Annotated in this window: 14 protein-coding genes; 12 read left to right on the plus strand and 2 right to left on the minus strand. The window is 51.8% G+C overall.

What is annotated here, in order from left to right; translation table 11 throughout:
* Positions 1 to 304: 304 nt before the first annotated feature.
* The 6 genes from SK3146_RS26955 to SK3146_RS26980 all read left to right on the plus strand — a co-directional run bounded on the left by SK3146_RS26955 (position 305) and on the right by SK3146_RS26980 (position 6,263).
* Positions 305 to 1,240 (plus strand): LytTR family transcriptional regulator DNA-binding domain-containing protein, encoded by a 936-nt coding sequence (locus SK3146_RS26955; protein ID WP_249861665.1) that lies wholly within the window; start codon positions 305 to 307, stop codon positions 1,238 to 1,240.
* Between the two features lie 138 nt (positions 1,241 to 1,378).
* A complete protein-coding gene (locus SK3146_RS26960) occupies positions 1,379 to 2,212 on the plus strand; it encodes an ABC transporter ATP-binding protein (RefSeq protein WP_249861666.1) in 834 nt (277 codons plus the stop codon).
* Positions 2,209 to 2,919, plus strand: a complete 711-nt coding sequence (locus SK3146_RS26965; RefSeq protein WP_249861667.1) for an ABC transporter permease — start codon at positions 2,209 to 2,211, stop codon at positions 2,917 to 2,919. Before SK3146_RS26960 ends, SK3146_RS26965 begins: the two co-directional genes overlap by 4 nt.
* 249 nt (positions 2,920 to 3,168) lie before the next feature.
* Positions 3,169 to 4,353: a glucuronate isomerase gene (locus tag SK3146_RS26970; protein WP_249861668.1), complete on the plus strand. Its 1,185-nt coding sequence runs from the start codon at positions 3,169 to 3,171 to the stop codon at positions 4,351 to 4,353.
* Between the two features lie 95 nt (positions 4,354 to 4,448).
* A complete protein-coding gene (locus SK3146_RS26975) occupies positions 4,449 to 5,405 on the plus strand; it encodes a Gfo/Idh/MocA family protein (protein ID WP_249861669.1) in 957 nt (318 codons plus the stop codon).
* Between the two features lie 327 nt (positions 5,406 to 5,732).
* Positions 5,733 to 6,263, plus strand: a complete 531-nt coding sequence (locus SK3146_RS26980) for a hypothetical protein (protein ID WP_249861670.1) — start codon at positions 5,733 to 5,735, stop codon at positions 6,261 to 6,263.
* A 306-nt stretch (positions 6,264 to 6,569) separates the two neighbouring features.
* On the opposite strand, the gene SK3146_RS26985 is transcribed toward SK3146_RS26980, so the two are convergent.
* Positions 6,570 to 8,057 carry an IS1182 family transposase gene (locus tag SK3146_RS26985; protein ID WP_249861671.1) on the minus strand — a complete coding sequence of 496 codons (1,488 nt, stop codon included), beginning with the start codon at positions 8,055 to 8,057 and terminating at the stop codon, positions 6,570 to 6,572.
* Between the two features lie 361 nt (positions 8,058 to 8,418).
* On the opposite strand from SK3146_RS26985, the gene SK3146_RS26990 reads away from it, so the two are divergent.
* A complete protein-coding gene (locus SK3146_RS26990; RefSeq protein ID WP_249861672.1) occupies positions 8,419 to 9,411 on the plus strand; it encodes a LacI family DNA-binding transcriptional regulator in 993 nt (330 codons plus the stop codon).
* Positions 9,412 to 9,603: 192 nt separating this feature from the next.
* The gene (locus SK3146_RS26995; protein WP_249861673.1) at positions 9,604 to 11,118 is read left to right on the plus strand and encodes an arabinosylfuranosidase ArfA; all 1,515 of its coding nucleotides are present in this window, start codon (positions 9,604 to 9,606) and stop codon (positions 11,116 to 11,118) included.
* Positions 11,119 to 11,421: 303 nt separating this feature from the next.
* On the opposite strand, the gene SK3146_RS27000 is transcribed toward SK3146_RS26995, so the two are convergent.
* Positions 11,422 to 12,192, minus strand: coding sequence for an IclR family transcriptional regulator (locus SK3146_RS27000; RefSeq protein ID WP_249861674.1), 771 nt, complete (start codon positions 12,190 to 12,192; stop codon positions 11,422 to 11,424).
* 253 nt (positions 12,193 to 12,445) lie between these two features.
* Between SK3146_RS27000 and SK3146_RS27005 the strand changes: the two genes are divergently transcribed.
* From SK3146_RS27005 to SK3146_RS27020, 4 genes are read left to right on the plus strand one after another with little or no spacing between them, the layout of a single operon-like run.
* Positions 12,446 to 13,834, plus strand: a complete 1,389-nt coding sequence (locus tag SK3146_RS27005) for an MFS transporter (protein WP_249861675.1) — start codon at positions 12,446 to 12,448, stop codon at positions 13,832 to 13,834.
* 34 nt (positions 13,835 to 13,868) lie between these two features.
* Positions 13,869 to 14,579: a 5-oxoprolinase subunit PxpB gene (gene pxpB / locus SK3146_RS27010; protein WP_249861676.1), complete on the plus strand. Its 711-nt coding sequence runs from the start codon at positions 13,869 to 13,871 to the stop codon at positions 14,577 to 14,579.
* A 4-nt stretch (positions 14,580 to 14,583) separates the two neighbouring features.
* Entirely contained in the window at positions 14,584 to 15,588 is a 1,005-nt protein-coding gene (locus tag SK3146_RS27015) for a 5-oxoprolinase subunit C family protein (protein WP_249861677.1), read from the plus strand.
* A 13-nt stretch (positions 15,589 to 15,601) separates the two neighbouring features.
* The gene (locus SK3146_RS27020) at positions 15,602 to 16,381 is read left to right on the plus strand and encodes a LamB/YcsF family protein (RefSeq protein ID WP_249861678.1); all 780 of its coding nucleotides are present in this window, start codon (positions 15,602 to 15,604) and stop codon (positions 16,379 to 16,381) included.
* Positions 16,382 to 16,399 lie beyond the last annotated feature (18 nt).

Below are 16,399 nucleotides of genomic sequence, written 5' to 3' on the forward strand. Positions count from 1 at the left end.
GTATTTCTATTATATATAGAAGAGTCGTTGAAATACATAATATCCCGTGAACATTCCGCATATTTTGATCAACCATCAAAAACTCAGCTATCGTACTTTAAGAGCTTCACATAGCGCTGCAACGCTGCGTCCCGAAAAAAGCTGCAGCATCGCGATTTTGTTGATGAGCAGTGTTAAAAAGAGGAAATAATAATCTAGTGATCATTTGCGATTATTAGATGTATGTTTCCAATGGAAGCTGACAAAAAATAATTCAATCATTATAATTGTTTCATGTATCCAAAAGCAGCGATAGGAGGACGGCATGCAATTTCAATCCGTGTATAATGATGGGGAATTATTTCTTCCGAAGATCGAGTTAAAGATGGCATGTAACCAATTGCTTGGCATTATAACAGACTTGAGGCGAAAGCGGATTTTAATGAATCAATTGCGGGATCGTTCCCAATATTATATATTCCGAGCTCAACAAAACGAGTATATCCATTTAACAGTGGAAGAATTAATCACGTTTCTAATCAACGTAACAGAGCGGAATGAGCGTGCCGCTCTATTATTGGATTATTTTGCTTTAAAAGAAGACCGGAAGGTGAAAATCAAGAATCTAAGCCCATCCAAAAGAATGTATGTGACCTTGCTGCGTGTCTATTTTGCGCATCAGCCTACACTTGTATTGGAGGAGCCTTACTTTTATTTGGAAGAACAAGATCGTCGCCAGTTTAAACGGATTTTGGATGATCTTTCGAAAGAAAAGCAGATTTTAATTTTAACTTCGAATTTTGAGGATGCCCTCATTTCCTGTGATGTCATTTACCGGTTAAATGAGCTTGGCTTTCATCCTTTGGATATTCAGGACTCTGAAGAAGATCAACAGGAAGCGCAGCAGCAGGACTCGGCCAATATCACCTTACAAAAGATTTATACAAAAAGAAATGGCAAAGTCATTTTATTTAATCCGCCTGAAATTGATTTTATCGAAAGTGTAGAGGGCTCGATACTTGTTCATGTCGATGGCGAAAATTATGACTGCGCTTTGACGTTAACCGAGCTTGAGCAGAGATTGGCGAGCTTCGGGTTTTTCAGATGCCATCGATCCTACATCGTTAATTTGCAAAAAGTAAGAGAGATCATTACATGGACGAAAAATAGCTACAGCCTGCGATTACATACTGGCAAAGATACCGTTGTTCCATTGTCTCGAACAAAATTACAGGATTTAAAAGCACTTCTTAACCTTTGATTCCGCGTCAAAGACGGCTCAGTCAAGCATTCCAGGGTACAATTCAGAGCAAAACAGCTACATTTCGGGGGATTTAGATGGCTGGGGGCATGCAATCTCTGTATAGTTAAGCCATTAACTCTTAAGGAAGTGGTGTGAATGGCTGTTATTCAGGTCGAACATATTGGGAAAAGGGACGTACTCTCCGATGTGTCTTTTTCCATCCATAAGGGAGAAATTTTTGGTTTTCTAGGACCGAGCGGTTCAGGAAAAACAACATTAATAAAGCTGTTAACGGCGCAGCTAAATCCGACAAGCGGACAAGCAAGCGTATTTAACGGGCCATCGGAAATGATGCATCAGTCAGCACAGAAAATGCGTTTTGGCATTTTGACCGATAATAGCGGTTTATATGAGAGATTAACAATCGAGGAAAATCTGAATTTGTATCGCCAGCTATATGATTTACCGGAATCTTCAATGGATACGGTGCTGCATTTTGTAAACTTAAGCGGGGAGCGAAAAAAGAAGGTGAATCTCCTCTCCAAAGGGATGCGCCAGCGTGTCCTGTTGGCATGTGCGATTATTCATGAGCCGGAATTGTTATTTTTGGATGAACCCACCTCGGCGTTAGATCCGATCAATACAGTACACATCTATAAAGGATTACGCTCTTTAAATGAGAACGGAACAACGATTTTTTTAACAACGCATGATATGGCTGAGGCGGAATTGCTGTGCAACCGTGTAGCCATCCTGTATCAAGGACAAATCCAAGCCATCGGCACGCCCAAGGAGCTTAAAAAGCAGCATCGGGATAATGCCGTTTGTGTAGAACTAATAAACGGGGAAGCATATGAACTTCCGATCAATGAGGAAGCGGCTGACAAAATAGCTCATTGGATGAAATCAGGATTAATTGATCGCTTAGAGACGAAAGAACCCACTCTAGGCGATATTTTTATCAAAATGACAGGAAGTGAGCTGTTATGAGCATCTCATTGAAACGTGCGCGAGCGATATTCGTGAAGGATTACAAGGAGTTTTCACGCAATTACGCCATCTCCATTATGCTGATTTTCCCCATTATTTTAGCCCTTCTTTTTCGCAGCGCAGGCCCGAATTTGCCTGGAGCTATCGGTTTCCTTCACAATATTTCGTTTGTTCTCCTAACGTGTTTTGTACAAGCATGCCTGATTGCGGAAGAAAAGGAACGCAACACGTTACGCTCATTAATGATGACGCCGGCAACGATCATAGATGTGTTAGTCGGTAAAAGCGCGTTAGTTTTTGTCATGTCCGCTGTTGTTCTGATTATTTCACTATTTATATTTGGCTATGAGCCGGCTAGCCTATGGGCGTTTGTGGCAGCAAACATTGTTTCCATTATTTTATACACAGCGCTCGGAACGATCTGCGGATTATATTCCAAAACGCTGCTTGACGCTTCCTTATCGATCCTTCCTGTGGCGATGATATTCTCCGGGGCGCCATGGGGAGCGGTAATAGCGGATGATTATCCGATCTTCAAAGTGCTAGATTACATGCCAAGCAGCCAGCTTGTGCACTTGCTAAATGTACCCCAAACGGGCTTTACGATAGGAGACTTAATGAAGCCTCTCCTCATTATTTTGGCATGGACGATTGTATTAACGATTGTGTCTGTTGTTTTGTGCCAACGGCGGTTAAAGGATGAGTAGAATGAGGAGGGAGCAAACGTTACCTGCACAAGCTTCAGCGATTGAATTCGAAGAAACAGTAACTTTGTCGGATAGATTCTTAGAACAGCTGCGAAAAAGCAGACATCTCCAAACCGGACCCGGCAGGAGGAAAAAAACGTAAAAAACGACAACCCCGATTCTAAGTTAAGCCATGGCCGGCACTGCGGACAAATAGTATGATGGTTGGAAGAGCTTCAACATTCAATGAAAGAGAGGGTGGATCGACTGATGTTGAATCAAGAAGCATGGATGGAAGAGATTATGGGACTGGACGTATTGGATACGCATACTCATTTGGTCGGGGATCGGCTGGCGGCGCGGGATTTCTGGGAAATCGCGCATTATTTTTGGCTGAATCGGGAGATGCAGGCCGGAGGCTATCCGGCTAATGCGCTGGAGCTGACGGAGGAAGATAGAATCGCCGCCTTCCTGCCGGCTTACCGCGCGACGCGCAATACGCTGATGAACGGGGTGTTTACCCATATTTTTCGAAATTTGTACGGCATTACGATTTCCGACGAGCAGTCGATCCGCGACGCCGACGCGGCGGTGCGGGCATCCGCCATGCGTCCGCAATGGGCGCAGGAGGTGGCGGATAAGCTGAACATTCGGGCTTTCGTGACGAATATTCCCGAGCATGCCAAGTTCAACGATATGCGGCGGGATGCGATTGTGATTCCGAGGATTGACGGGAGATTGTTCGAATGGACTAGAACGGTTCACGAAGCTGAGTCGCCTGTGCAGGCATTGGATGCTGTGAAGCAAACTATCCGTCAGTTAATATCCGAGTTCAAGAAGCAGGGCTATCCCGGGATCATGACGACGCTGCCCGGCTACGATGCGCAGGCGAACCGGGATTATTCCGTAACCGAGGGCGCGACGCGGGATCAGATGATGATGGTGCTGCTGCACGTGATTTGCGAGACGCTGGAGCAGCACGGCATGTTTCTTCAGCTGTTTCTCGGCGTGGAACGGTCGTGGTGCGGTGAGGCGGTGCCGGCCAACGACCCGCAGCGGATATTGAAGCTGTCCGGCTTGTTCGAGAAATATGCGATCGCGTTCGAGCTGGTCGTCGCCTCGGAGATCAACAATTTGGACGTCGTGCAGGCCGCCTGGAATTTTCCGAACGTTCATGTCGGAGGCATGTGGTGGTTTAATTTCCGCGCCAGCACGTATCGCGATAGTATGCAGTACCGGCTCGAAGCCATTCCGGCTATAAAAAGTTCGCTTATCGTATCGGATGCGCGCTGCATCGAGTGGAGTTATGGTAAAATATACTTGGTTAAAAAGCTGATTGGCGAATTTTTGTATAAGCAGATTGAAGCCGGCTGGTTGGATGAAGAGACGGCTTTGCAGACAGCCAAAGGCTGGCTGTATGAAAGCGCGGCGCGCCGCTACGGGTTTAACGGCTGATCGTCCGAAGTAGAAAGCGTATACTTCGGAAGTCGGAAGGCCGAAAACGTTGGCGAGAAAGCGGCCGCTCGCGAAGGAGAAGGGAGCAGAAATCGATGAAGGCATTGTTGGTGGGACTGGGGAGCGCGGGGTTCTCCTGGTATAAGAAATTAAGAGACAGAGGGCTGCTGGCCGCTGTCGTAGAGATGGACCCGTCGATGAAGAGCAAAATGGAAGCGGACCCGTTTCCGTTCTATACGTCGCTGGAGGAAGCGCTGCAGAAGGAGAAGGTTGATTTCGTCGTCAATGTGACGTCGCCGATGGCTCATACGCCGGTAAATAACGCCGCTTTCGACCGCAAGCTGCCGGTTCTGTGCGAGAAGCCGATCTCGTTCGATTACAACGAATCGATAGAGGTCGTCAGGCGCGCCGAGCGCGAAGGGATTCCTTTTATGATTGCCGAAAATTACCGCTGCCTCGCTTCGGTCCGCAAGCTGAAGCAGGTGCTCGATTCGGGAGCTATCGGTCGGATTTCCACCCTGGACATCCTGTTTTACCGTTACCATCATGTGGAGCGCAAATATACGGTCAGCCTGCTCGACGATATCGGGGTGCATCATTTCGATATGATCCGGTATTTGACCGGAGCGGAGGGAATCTCGGTGTATGCCGATATGTACAATCCGATCGGCGGCTGGGAGGAAGAAGGCGCCGTCATTAATACGAACGCCGTTCTGGAGCTGGAGGGAGGCATTAAGGCAAGCTATACCGGCTCCATCGCTTCCCGGGGCGTACAGACGCCGTGGATGGGCAACTGGCATATTGAAGGAACGGAAGGGATGATCGAATACAAGGATCAGATCATCCATGTTGTTCGCGGCGACGCTGTGGAGACGATCAGCGATTTCAGCGGCGTTCACGCTCCGGATGCGCTGACGGAGTTTGTGCGCTCTCTTGAAGAACGGCGTCCGGGTGAAACCAGCGGCACGGATTATTTGAAGACGCAAGCGCTTGTCCATTATGCCAAGCTATCGAATGAAGAGGGGCGCAGAGTGCCTGTTGTGCTCCCGTAAACCGTGTAAGGAAAAGGTCGCCGCTGCCGGGGTATCTATAACCGGACGGCGGCTTTTTGTTCAACGATGACGATGGTGCGGAGGAGGATGCAGAATGTTCGGGAGAAAATGCTTGGCCGCTTATTTCGCTTCATGGGCGATGGTGCTATGGCTGTCTTTTCCTTATTTGAGTTTGGGAGGCGGGGCTCCGCAAGCTGCGGAACACTACTTGTCGTGGGCAGCGGTGATCGCGTTATATGCGGTACCGGTTATTTTCGTTTACGGCATTATCGTTTCCGTGCTGCTGGAGCTGGCGGCCCGCAAGCTTAAGGCAGCGGGTCCGGGAGAATGGATCGTGTCGGGTCTTCTTCATACCGCTATGGGCTTTGCCTTCGGCTTCGTCGTTCAGTCGTCCATGTTCGCGATTATGGGGGCTTGGCCGCCGTGCTGTTCTTCGTCTTCGACCGGTTCGTTCCCTGGTTTCTGCAGTTTGGCCGAAAGAGAACCCGGGCCGCGGTGCTGGCTACTCCCCTGCTTTTATTCGGGCTGCTGGCAGGCGCCGTGTATGCGGCCTCCCCGCCTCTGCCTCCGTTCACCGCTGCCGATGCGGCTGCATTCGCCACCTCGGGCAGCGGCACGCTGATCGACCTGTTTCCCAAGCAGGAGGGGGAAGTAAGGAAGCTGCAGATCGAAGGCTACGACGTGGAGCGGGAAACGGCGGTAACGCCAATGAAGGGGAAGGAGCGGTACCAGGTCGATTTTATCGAGCGCTGGAGCAAAGGAGCGGAGAACGGAGAGCACCGGATGAGCTATGAGGTGACGCGCGGCTCGATGGGAGCGCATGGAGGCGGGGGCGCGGAGCCTCCGTATCGGCGTTAAACGCAAGGTCTTTAGAAGCGTAGTGAAAAAAGAGCGGAGGGGCCATTTGAATCTGGAAAAGCGTAAGCGTTCGCCTTTGAAAACGGATTCTCTCCACAGAAAAACGAAAAAACAATCCAAAGAATCCGTTTTCAACAGCGATTGGAGGATCAAATGGACGCCGCAGCGGACTTTTTCACCATCCCTTTAGGAGTCTGTCCGACGGAGTTACTTTTGTAGGTCCCTTCGGAGTAAGACTCGGTTTTCAAATGATTTTTCATCACGATTTGAGTATAATCACTGTGTCTTTCTTTGCCTTTGTGGGAGTTACGCCGCTTTTTTACGTTTTTGGGCAGACCTCTCCCGTTTATACACCGTGGATGGTTTGGGATATTTGGCAGAATGAAGCTTTCTTAAATTATAGCTTAAAGCCAAAAGGACGAACTCACCCTCTACCTTATCTTCGCCACGGAGGTGAAACTGACGAAAGCCCTGACATTCTTTCATTTGCCCCCACGCGGGTTCCACGATGGCTTTACGTAACCGGTAAATGTCTTTACCGGCATCGCTTTGCACTTTGGTTCTCATGGCTTCTCGGATCGGATCGCCTTCATTGCGTTTGACCCTTCGTTTACCGGATCCGGACTTAACGCAGTCCTTTTGAAACGGGCAGGTCAGGCAGGCATCGCTCATATACACCCATTGAGTCGCTTTTTGAGGATCCTTTTCATAGTATGTGTACTTGTGGATCAGCGTTTGTCCCGCTGGGCACACATAGGTATCCGTTTCCGGGATATACGTAAAGTTGGTTTTATCGTACGGATTCCCGTGCGGCTTGTTTTCACGGGTTGCCGCGATGTAGGCGTCGGTCTCGGCCTTCGTCGCCGCCTGAATGTTGTCCGCACTAAAGTACCCTGCGTCCGCACTCACTTTCTCGGGCACCTTTCCCGTTATGTTGCGGATGGAACCGAGCACCGGCTGGAATTGGTGTTGGTCGCTGCTGCTAGGGTTCATCTGCAGTCCGACGATGAATCCCTGATCCGCATCTACGGCAATTTGCGGATTATATCCTTGGATGACGCCTTGGGTTTTCGTATCCATGATTTGGGAATCTGGATCGGTAAAGTTGAATTGATCTTTGTCCGGTGTCTTCGATTCCTCTACCGGTTTGCGAGTTTCCAACTGTCTGAGCGCCTCTCTGATTTTTTCAAGTCGGGATTGGCGATTGGTCACCGATTCCGGCAACAGCGAAAGGGGCTCTTCGTTCTCTTGGTCGTCTATCTGGCCGGCTTGCTCGAGAGCTTCGCGGATTTCCTTTTCCAGACGCTCGATTTCCTGGTTCATCCGATCTCGCGACATCGACTTATGCTTCGATGCATGGGCTTTCAGCTTCGAACCATCGATGCTGACATGACCGAGGGACACGTACCCTAGCTGTATGGCGATGTGTACCACTTGTTTGAAAAGTCCCGGTAATGATTCGAGGTGATCCTTTCGAAAATCGCTGAGCGTACGGAAATCCGGTCGATGGCCGCCACATAGCCAACGAAAAGGAATATTTTCATCCATAGCCTGACGAAGGGTCCGGGAGGTGAACACACCCGTAGCATAGCCATAGAACCATAACTTCAAAAGCATGGCGGGGTGATAGGCTTCTTCTCCGCGATGGGAATACCGATTTGTCATGACCGTGAGATCCAACTGATCCACGATGTCGCTAACAAGCCGCACTAAATGATCTTCAGGGATCCAATCGCTCAAATACATCGGAAACAATTCACCTTGTTCCGTGGAGTAAGATTTAAATTTTGCCATAAACCACACACCCTTTTTTACCAGATAAACAGATTACAGTTAAGTTTCGCGACGAAACTATGCTTTTCCTGTTTCGTCGGACAGACTCTTAGAAGCGTGGTGAAAAAATAGCGGAGGGGCCGTTTAAATCTGGAGAAGCGTAAGCGTTCGACTTTGCAGACGGCGATCTCCGCAGCAGCGAGTGAACCCCTTATCGACCCCAGGTCGCGCGGCAATCGCCGTACTTTTTAATATTGACTCCTGAAATGGATCGGTTTATAGTGAGATTAGCAATGAACGTGTGCGCACACGAAAAGAAGTAAGAGCATGCTGAAGAGCAATGGGGACCATGCCTGCGGCAGCCAGAGGTGCAGGAGGAGTTATGGGAGTTACAATCAAAGAAATCGCCGTCATCTGTGGAGTATCTCCCGGTACCGTCGACCGAGCCTTGAACGATCGCCCGGGAATCAGCGAGAAAACGAAAGCGAAGATCATCGAGGTAGCCAGGCAGCTTAATTATCAGCCCGATTATATGGCGAGAAGCTTGGCCAAAGGAAGAACGATGACCATCGGCGTCGTGCTGTTCGATCTGTACAACCGCTCGTTCGCCCAGCTCATGAACTCTATTGAGGCCGAGTGCAGGCGGCAGGGCTATTTTGTCGATCTTGTGCTGACGAACAAGGACCCGGACAATGAGAAGAAATGCATCGAGCATCTGCTCCACCGCAAGGTGGACGGGATCATCATCTTTGCGATCAACTACGGGGAAGCGTTCGATCATTATTTGAAAAGCTTGAACGTTCCGGTCGTTACCGTATGCAACCGGGTGTCCGGCGATTGGAGCTATATCGGCATCGACGACCGCAAAGCGATGAAGGAAGCCGTGCAATACATCTGCGGCAAAGGCTACGAAAGGTTCGTGTACGTATGCCCGCCGCTGTCTTATCGAGGGAAAACCAATATTTTTACTCAGGAAGAACGTTTCGCCGGATGTCTCGAGGGCTTGAAGGAATGCGGAATACACGAACCGCCTGTCATCGTCACGGACAAAGACTATGTGGGGGCAATCGGCCGGATGAGCTTCGGCGATGGCGAGCCGCGTACGGCGATTGTTTGTTCTTGCGATATTTATGCGCTGGAAGTGATGAATCATTTGAAGGGCAGAGGGCTTCGCATTCCCGAGGACGTCGGCCTGATGGGCTTCGATAATATCGACGTGCTGAAATATGTAACGCCGGCCTTGACGACGGTGGAGTACGATGTAGAGCAGTTTGGTCTGCAAGCGGTCCGCTGCGCGGTGGAACAAATCGAGCAAGGATCGGCGGCGCCGGTGCCGCTGCTGCCTTACCGCATAATTGCCGGAGCTTCGATATGATCCGGCGGTTGTTTTTTACTCATGACCGTGTGCGCACACGATACCGTTCAAAGAAATTCGGGGGCGGGCAGCAGTCGGAAGACGTTTTCGCATGCACAGTCGGCGTTTTTCGCCATCTTTCTTTTTTGCTAAAATCGTGTACGCACACGGAGCACTTATCCCAATATGATAACGAGAGAGGAAGTCATTTCAATGAGCGGCAAACAAGCCAAAATGATTGTGGACAAAGACTTTATCATTTCGAACATAGATAACCGGATTTACGGCTCATTCATCGAGCATTTGGGGCGCGCCGTCTACGAAGGGATTTACGAGCCGGGGCATCCGCTCGCCGATGAGCAGGGCTTCCGCCAAGATGTCATCGAGCTGGTGAAGGAGCTGAACGTGCCGCTCGTCCGTTACCCCGGAGGCAACTTCGTATCCGGCTACAACTGGGAGGACGGCGTAGGTCCGAAGGAGGATCGTCCGCGCCGGCTGGAGCTGGCCTGGAAAACGATCGAAACCAATGAGGTTGGAACGAACGAGTTCGCCGACTGGGCGAAGAAGGTCAACTCCGAAGTCAATATGGCCGTCAACCTCGGCACCCGCGGGATTGATGCGGCGCGAAATCTGGTCGAGTACTGCAATCATCCGTCAGGCTCTTATTGGAGCGATCTTCGTATCAAGCACGGTTACAAGGAGCCGCATAAGTTCAAAACGTGGTGCCTTGGCAACGAAATGGACGGCCCGTGGCAGATCGGGCATAAAACGGCGGAGGAATACGGACGCATCGCCTGCGAGGCGGCCAAGGTAATGAAATGGGTCGATCCGACGATCGAGCTGGTCGCTTGCGGCAGTTCGAGCCGCGCGATGAAGACGTTCGCCGATTGGGAAGCGACCGTGCTCGATCATACTTACGATCATGTGGAGTACATATCCTTGCATACGTACTACGGCAACAGAGATAACGATACGGCCAACTTCGTGGCGCGATCGCTCGATATGGACGCTTTTATCCGCTCGGTGGCGGCGATCTGCGACTACGTCAAGGCCAAGAAGCGGAGCAAAAAGACGATCCATCTGTCGTTCGACGAATGGAACGTATGGTATCATTCCCATGATGCGGACAGCCAGAGAGACCCTTGGCAAATCGCGCCGCCGCAGCTGGAGGATGTGTACACGTTCGAGGACGCCATTCTGGTCGGCTGCATGCTGATCACGCTGCTGAAGCATTCCGACCGCGTGAAGATCGCCTGCATGGCGCAGTTGGTCAATGTCATCGCTCCGATCATGACGGAGAAGGGCGGCGGCGCGTGGAAGCAGACGATCTTCTATCCGTACATGCATGCGTCGGTGTACGGCAGAGGCGCGGCGCTGAATCCGATCGTCTCTTCGCCGCTGTATGACAGCAAGGACTTTACGGATGTGCCGTATTTGGAATCTACGGCCGTATATAACGAAGAGAAAGACGAGCTGACCATCTTCGCGGTCAATCGCGATCTGCACGAGTCGCTGCTGCTGGAATGCGATATCCGCAACTTCCAGGAGTACCGGGTCATCGAGCATATCGTGCTCGAGAACGACGACGCGAAGGCGCGGAACACCGCGGCCGCGCGCGGGCAGGTGCAGCCTCACAACCGCGGCGACGCCGGGGGGAAGGACGGCTTCGTCGTCGCCTCGCTGCCGAAGTTTTCCTGGAATGTGATCCGCTTGGCCAAGCGGCCGTAAGCGCGGAACCGGATAGAGAAAAGGACAAGTCGCTGTGATGGCGGGCTTGTCCTTTTTTTGTTGTCTAGGAAATGATGCGCAGCCATATCCTGTGGAAATCCGTGGTCTCCCCCGAAAGTAAAGTCTACCCATAGAACGATCCCAGAGGAAGGGTTAGACGCCGATCCAGCTTAGGCTGGATGCGGACGGAATAAGCTTCAGAGCATCACGTCACTACCCTGGAAATTACTCTTGGTACCCCATTTCCATTGTCTGTGGTGCCGCGTAGCGGCATGGATGGCTTTTGGGGGATTTGTTCTACGATTAGCCGAATGATCTCGTCTCGTTGCAGCCGAGCCTCCGCGATATTTCTGCGGCGGCCTGTCTGACTTGATGTATCAGTTCAGGCAGGTTTTCCTCCCCGAACTGCACTTCGAGCGCTGCGGAGCTAAGCGCGGCGATAATTTGTCCCGTATGATCGAAGATCGGGGCGCTTAACTCGGCGGTATAATCTTCAAGCTCGGAGCGGCTGAAGCTGTAGCCCCGTCGCCGGGTAAGCTCCAGCGAGGCGCGCAGCGCATCCTTATCGGTCATCGTTCCGGAGCTGATCGGCAATAGTTCAATCTCATCGACGTAGCGTTCCCGCTCATCGTCAGGCATGAAAGCAAGAATCGTCCGCGAGGATGCTCCGGCATACAGGGGGGCTTTTTTGCCTATTTTGGTGAACAGCCGAACGGGATGATTCGTATCCAGTTTTTCAATGTATATGCATTCTTGCCCGTCCCTGAGGACGAGATGGACCGCGTTCCCGATGTCGTCCCGCAGCTTTTCCATCACCGGCAAAGCGATCCGGCGGATGTCCAGCCGCTCGGCGACCAGATTTCCGAATTGAAGGAACAACAACCCGAGGGAGTAATACCCGTCTTTGTCTTTATGAAGAAAGCCCATGTCTTCCAGCGAACCGATCATTCGATGCACGGAAGTTTTGGGAATACCCGAGAGCTGTACGATTTCATTCATGCTCAGCTTGAAGCGATCTAAGAAAAGGTTAAGAATATCCATCGATCTGACGACGGTTTTATTTTTGTTCTGCACGTTGCGACGGTTCCTCCCGAATTGGCTGATGACGATTTTGCAATATTGACTGGCGTTTCCTTTCGTAAATCAAGTATACACTGAATGATGGGGGAACTCCATGGCCGCTGCCGTCATGCAATGAATCGGGTGCAAAAGTTTTTCTTGATTTTCGTTAAATACCGACTATAATGATCGTATATATATGGATTGAAAAACGGAATTACAGTTCCGAAAATCGGAACAAATAATCGAAGAAGGAGTCAATGACAAGATGAATGAGCAGGCGCGAGTATTGGAAGTCAGGAGCAGACGTGACATCGTCGATTTCATCAACTCCAATCCGGTAAGCAAGCCGGGATTCAAAATTATTTTGCTGGCGCTGGCGGGCGTGTTTGTAGACGCTTACGATTTCACGAGCATCGGAATCGGCACCGCCCAGCTGCAGCAGCAGTTCGGTTTGACGGCGGTCGAGCTGGGAAGCTTGACGGCCATTATGGCCGTAGGTTCTTTATTGGGGGCTGTATTCGGAGGGTACTATACGGATAAATTCGGCCGTAATAAAATGTTCTTGATCGATTTGTTTTTGATGGTGTTCGCCGCATTCGGCGCAGCCCTCTCGCCAAACTTCGGCTGGCTCGTTTTTTTCCGTCTGCTCATGGGCATCGGGGTCGGCCTGGATATTCCCGTAGCTTTAAGCTTCATTGCGGAATACAGCAATATGAAGAAAAAAGGCGCGAATGTCACATTATGGTGCCCTCTATGGTTTAGCGCCGCTTCGGTTACCGGGTTGATTGCACTGCCGTTTTATTTTTTGAATCAGCATGAATATATTTGGAGATGGTCTGTCGGTCTGGGCGGCGTGTTTGCACTCATCGTGTTGTTTTTACGGTATTTTTATATGAACGAAAGTCCTTTATGGGCCGCTCATCATTTGTCGCTGGAGGAAAGCGCCAACGTGATCCGCAAAACGTATCAAATCGAAGTTCGCGTTCATCCGGCCGCCAAAAGCACCCCCGATGCGCCGAGCAAGGCGAAGCTGTCTTACGCCGAAATCTTCAGGGGGAAATACAAACTTAGAACCATACTCGCTTCGATCATTACCTTTACGCAAAGTATGGAATATTTCGCCGTAGGCTTCTATATCCCGACGATTTCGACGATTATTTTCGGAAAAGGCGTCATCTACGCCATCATCGGCACGATTGTGTTCAATTTGTTCGGGGCGCTCGGCGGATTTCTCGGCGCATCCCTCAATACCCGCTGGGGCGTCCGCAAGCTGTCGATTGTCGGTTACGTGATAGCGGTTATCGGTTTGCTGCTCATGGGGACGACAGGGAATTCTTACGTCGGCGTCTCGGCCGTGCTGCTTGCAGCCTTTATATTCGGTCATGCTTTCGGACCGGGCTCGCAAGGGATGACGATGGCGACGCTGTCGTATCCTACGGAGCTTAGAGGACTTGGCGCCGGATTCGGACAAGGCATTACGCGCGTCGGCAGTATTTTGGGCTTCTTTCTATTTCCCGTCGTGCTCGCTGCAGCCGGTTTATACAATACGCTGCTGCTGCTGGCGATCGTACCCTTCCTCGGGCTCGCTGCGACGCTGCTGATCAAGTGGGAACCGATCGGACAAGATGTGGAAAGCGAAGGAATCGCTTCTTAAAAGTAAAGGGGTTGTTGTTATCCGATATGTAGAAATGTCCCCGCTAGGGGAAAGCGCCATTGCCGTGAAGCTGGGAGAGCGGGCGGATGAGGAGACCCATATGAAGGTCCGAGTATTGTCCGATCATTTGGCCAAGCATCCGTTCGACGGAATGGTTGAATTTATCCCGGCGTTTACTTCGGTTACGGTCGTATACGACCCTGTGCGGCTTTTTCTGAATGACGGCATGGCGCCGCCAGAAGGAGAATTGCGTTATCCGTATGACATTGCGAAGCATCAATTGCTTGCGATCGTGGAGCAGCTGAATGAAGGCTCGGTGCCTGAACCTAAGGTTGTCGACATTCCCGTCTGCTACGGAGACGAATTCGGGGCGGATTTGGAGCATGTGGCGGAGATCAACGGACTCAGTACGGACGAAGTGATTCGGATTCATTCCGGCGGACGCTATTTGGTCTACATGCTGGGGTTCGCTCCCGGCTTTCCTTACCTGGGAGGAATGGATAAGCGGATTGCGGCTCCTCGCAAGCCGTCTCCGCGTCTTGCCATTCCGCCGGGAACGGTCGGCATCGCCGGGGAACAAACCGGCATTTATCCGATCGAAACGCCGGGCGGCTGGCAGCTGATCGGGCGCACGCCGCTCTCTTTGTTTTTACCGGATCGGCAGCCTCCCACCTTGCTCGAAGCGGGGAATCTGATACGATTTTACCCGATCACCCGCAAGGAGTATGACCAGTGGAGGGAATAAACCGATGACGATTCATGTTCGCAAGCCCGGCCTGCTCACGACATTGCAGGATGCGGGCAGGTACGGTTACCAAAAGTACGGTGTCATTGTGAGCGGGCCGATGGACAGCTTCGCGCATCAAACGGCGAATTTGCTGGTCGGCAACGATGCGAAGGAAGCCGCTCTGGAAGCGACGCTGATCGGTCCGACGTTATATTTTGCAGCGCCTGCGCTGATCGCCGTCTGCGGACCGGGCTTTACCGCATCCATCGACGGCGTTCCGGCGCCTCTATGGAGACCGGTGTATGTAAACGCCGGGGCGACGCTGCAGCTCGGCTCTTCCCGCGAAGGCTGCCGCTGTTATATCGCCGTCTCGGGAGGCTTCGACGCTCCGGAGCAGCTCGGCAGCCGCTCAACTTATCTGCGTGCCGGTCTCGGAGGCTTGGAGGGCCGGGCGCTGAAGGAAGGCGACCGGCTGCGGCTTAAGGACGCAACGGAGCTCGGAGAGAACATAATGCGGCGGCTTCATGCCGATGCAGGCGATGCGGCCTTTCAATCCGTAAAATGGCGCGTATCCTACGAAATGATGCCCGCCTATAACCCGAATCCCGAAATTCGCGTCATGCCCGGCGCGCAATCCGATTTATTCGATGCCGCGGGCCTGGAGGCCCTGTTCTCGGCGGAATTTAAAGTTCAGCCTCAATCGGACCGGATGGGCTACCGGCTCGCGGGGCAGCCGCTGTACTTGCGGGAGCCGCTGGACATGCTGTCCGAGCCGGTGACGTTCGGAACGGTTCAGGTTCCGCCGGACGGGAACCCGATTGTATTGATGGCCGACCGCCAAACGACCGGAGGGTATCCGAAGATAGCGCAGGTCCTTGCGGCGGACTTGCCGTTGCTTGCGCAGGCGCAAATCGGCAGCAGCATCAGGTTTAGGCATGCGGATCTTGTCGAGGCTCAAGAATCGTATTTGCTGATGGAATGGAATTTGCGCAATTTGAGAAAGAGCATTCAAATGTATTTCTTTTAAGGAGGCATGTTTCATGAGATATGTGGATCTGAATTGCGATATGGGAGAAAGCTTCGGCGCTTACCGTCTCGGCAGAGACGAGGAAATATTATCGTATGTCACGTCCGCCAATATCGCCTGCGGGTTCCATGCGGGGGATGCCGGCACGATGAGAAAAACGGTCAAGCTGGCGCTGGAGAACGGAGTGGCTATCGGCGCGCATCCGGGCTTGCAGGATTTGATCGGCTTCGGCCGGAGGAAGATGGATATCTCTCCGCAAGAAGCTTACGACATCGCCGTATACCAGATCGGCGCGCTATGGGGATTCGTCCGGTCCGAAGGCGGTACGATGCAGCATGTGAAAGCCCACGGCGAGCTGTACAACATGGCGGCGGTCAACCCCGGTTTGGCCGAAGCGATCGCCGAAGCGGTCTATAAGGTCGATCCCGAGCTGATCTTGTTCGGGCTGGCGAACAGCGAGCTGCTCAAGGCCGGGAAGAAGGCCGGGCTGCGCACGGCGAGCGAAGTATTCTCCGATCGCACGTACCAGGACAACGGTACGCTGACTCCGCGCAGACAGCCGGATGCGATGATCACGGACGACCGGGAGGCTGTGAAGCAGGTCATCCGCATGGTCAACGAAGGCAAAGTGCTTTCAAGGCAAAATACGGATGTCCTCATTCAGGCGGATACGGTTTGCATTCACGGCGACGGAGCGCACGCGCTCGAATTTGCCCGGATGATTAACGAATCGCTGCGGCAAGCGGGCATCACGGTTCAATCGATCGGAAAAACCATTTCCGACAATTCCTGACACGGATAGGAGCGCGCA

Source organism: Paenibacillus konkukensis (assembly GCF_023523925.1).
GTDB lineage: Bacteria > Bacillota > Bacilli > Paenibacillales > NBRC-103111 > Paenibacillus_S > Paenibacillus_S doosanensis.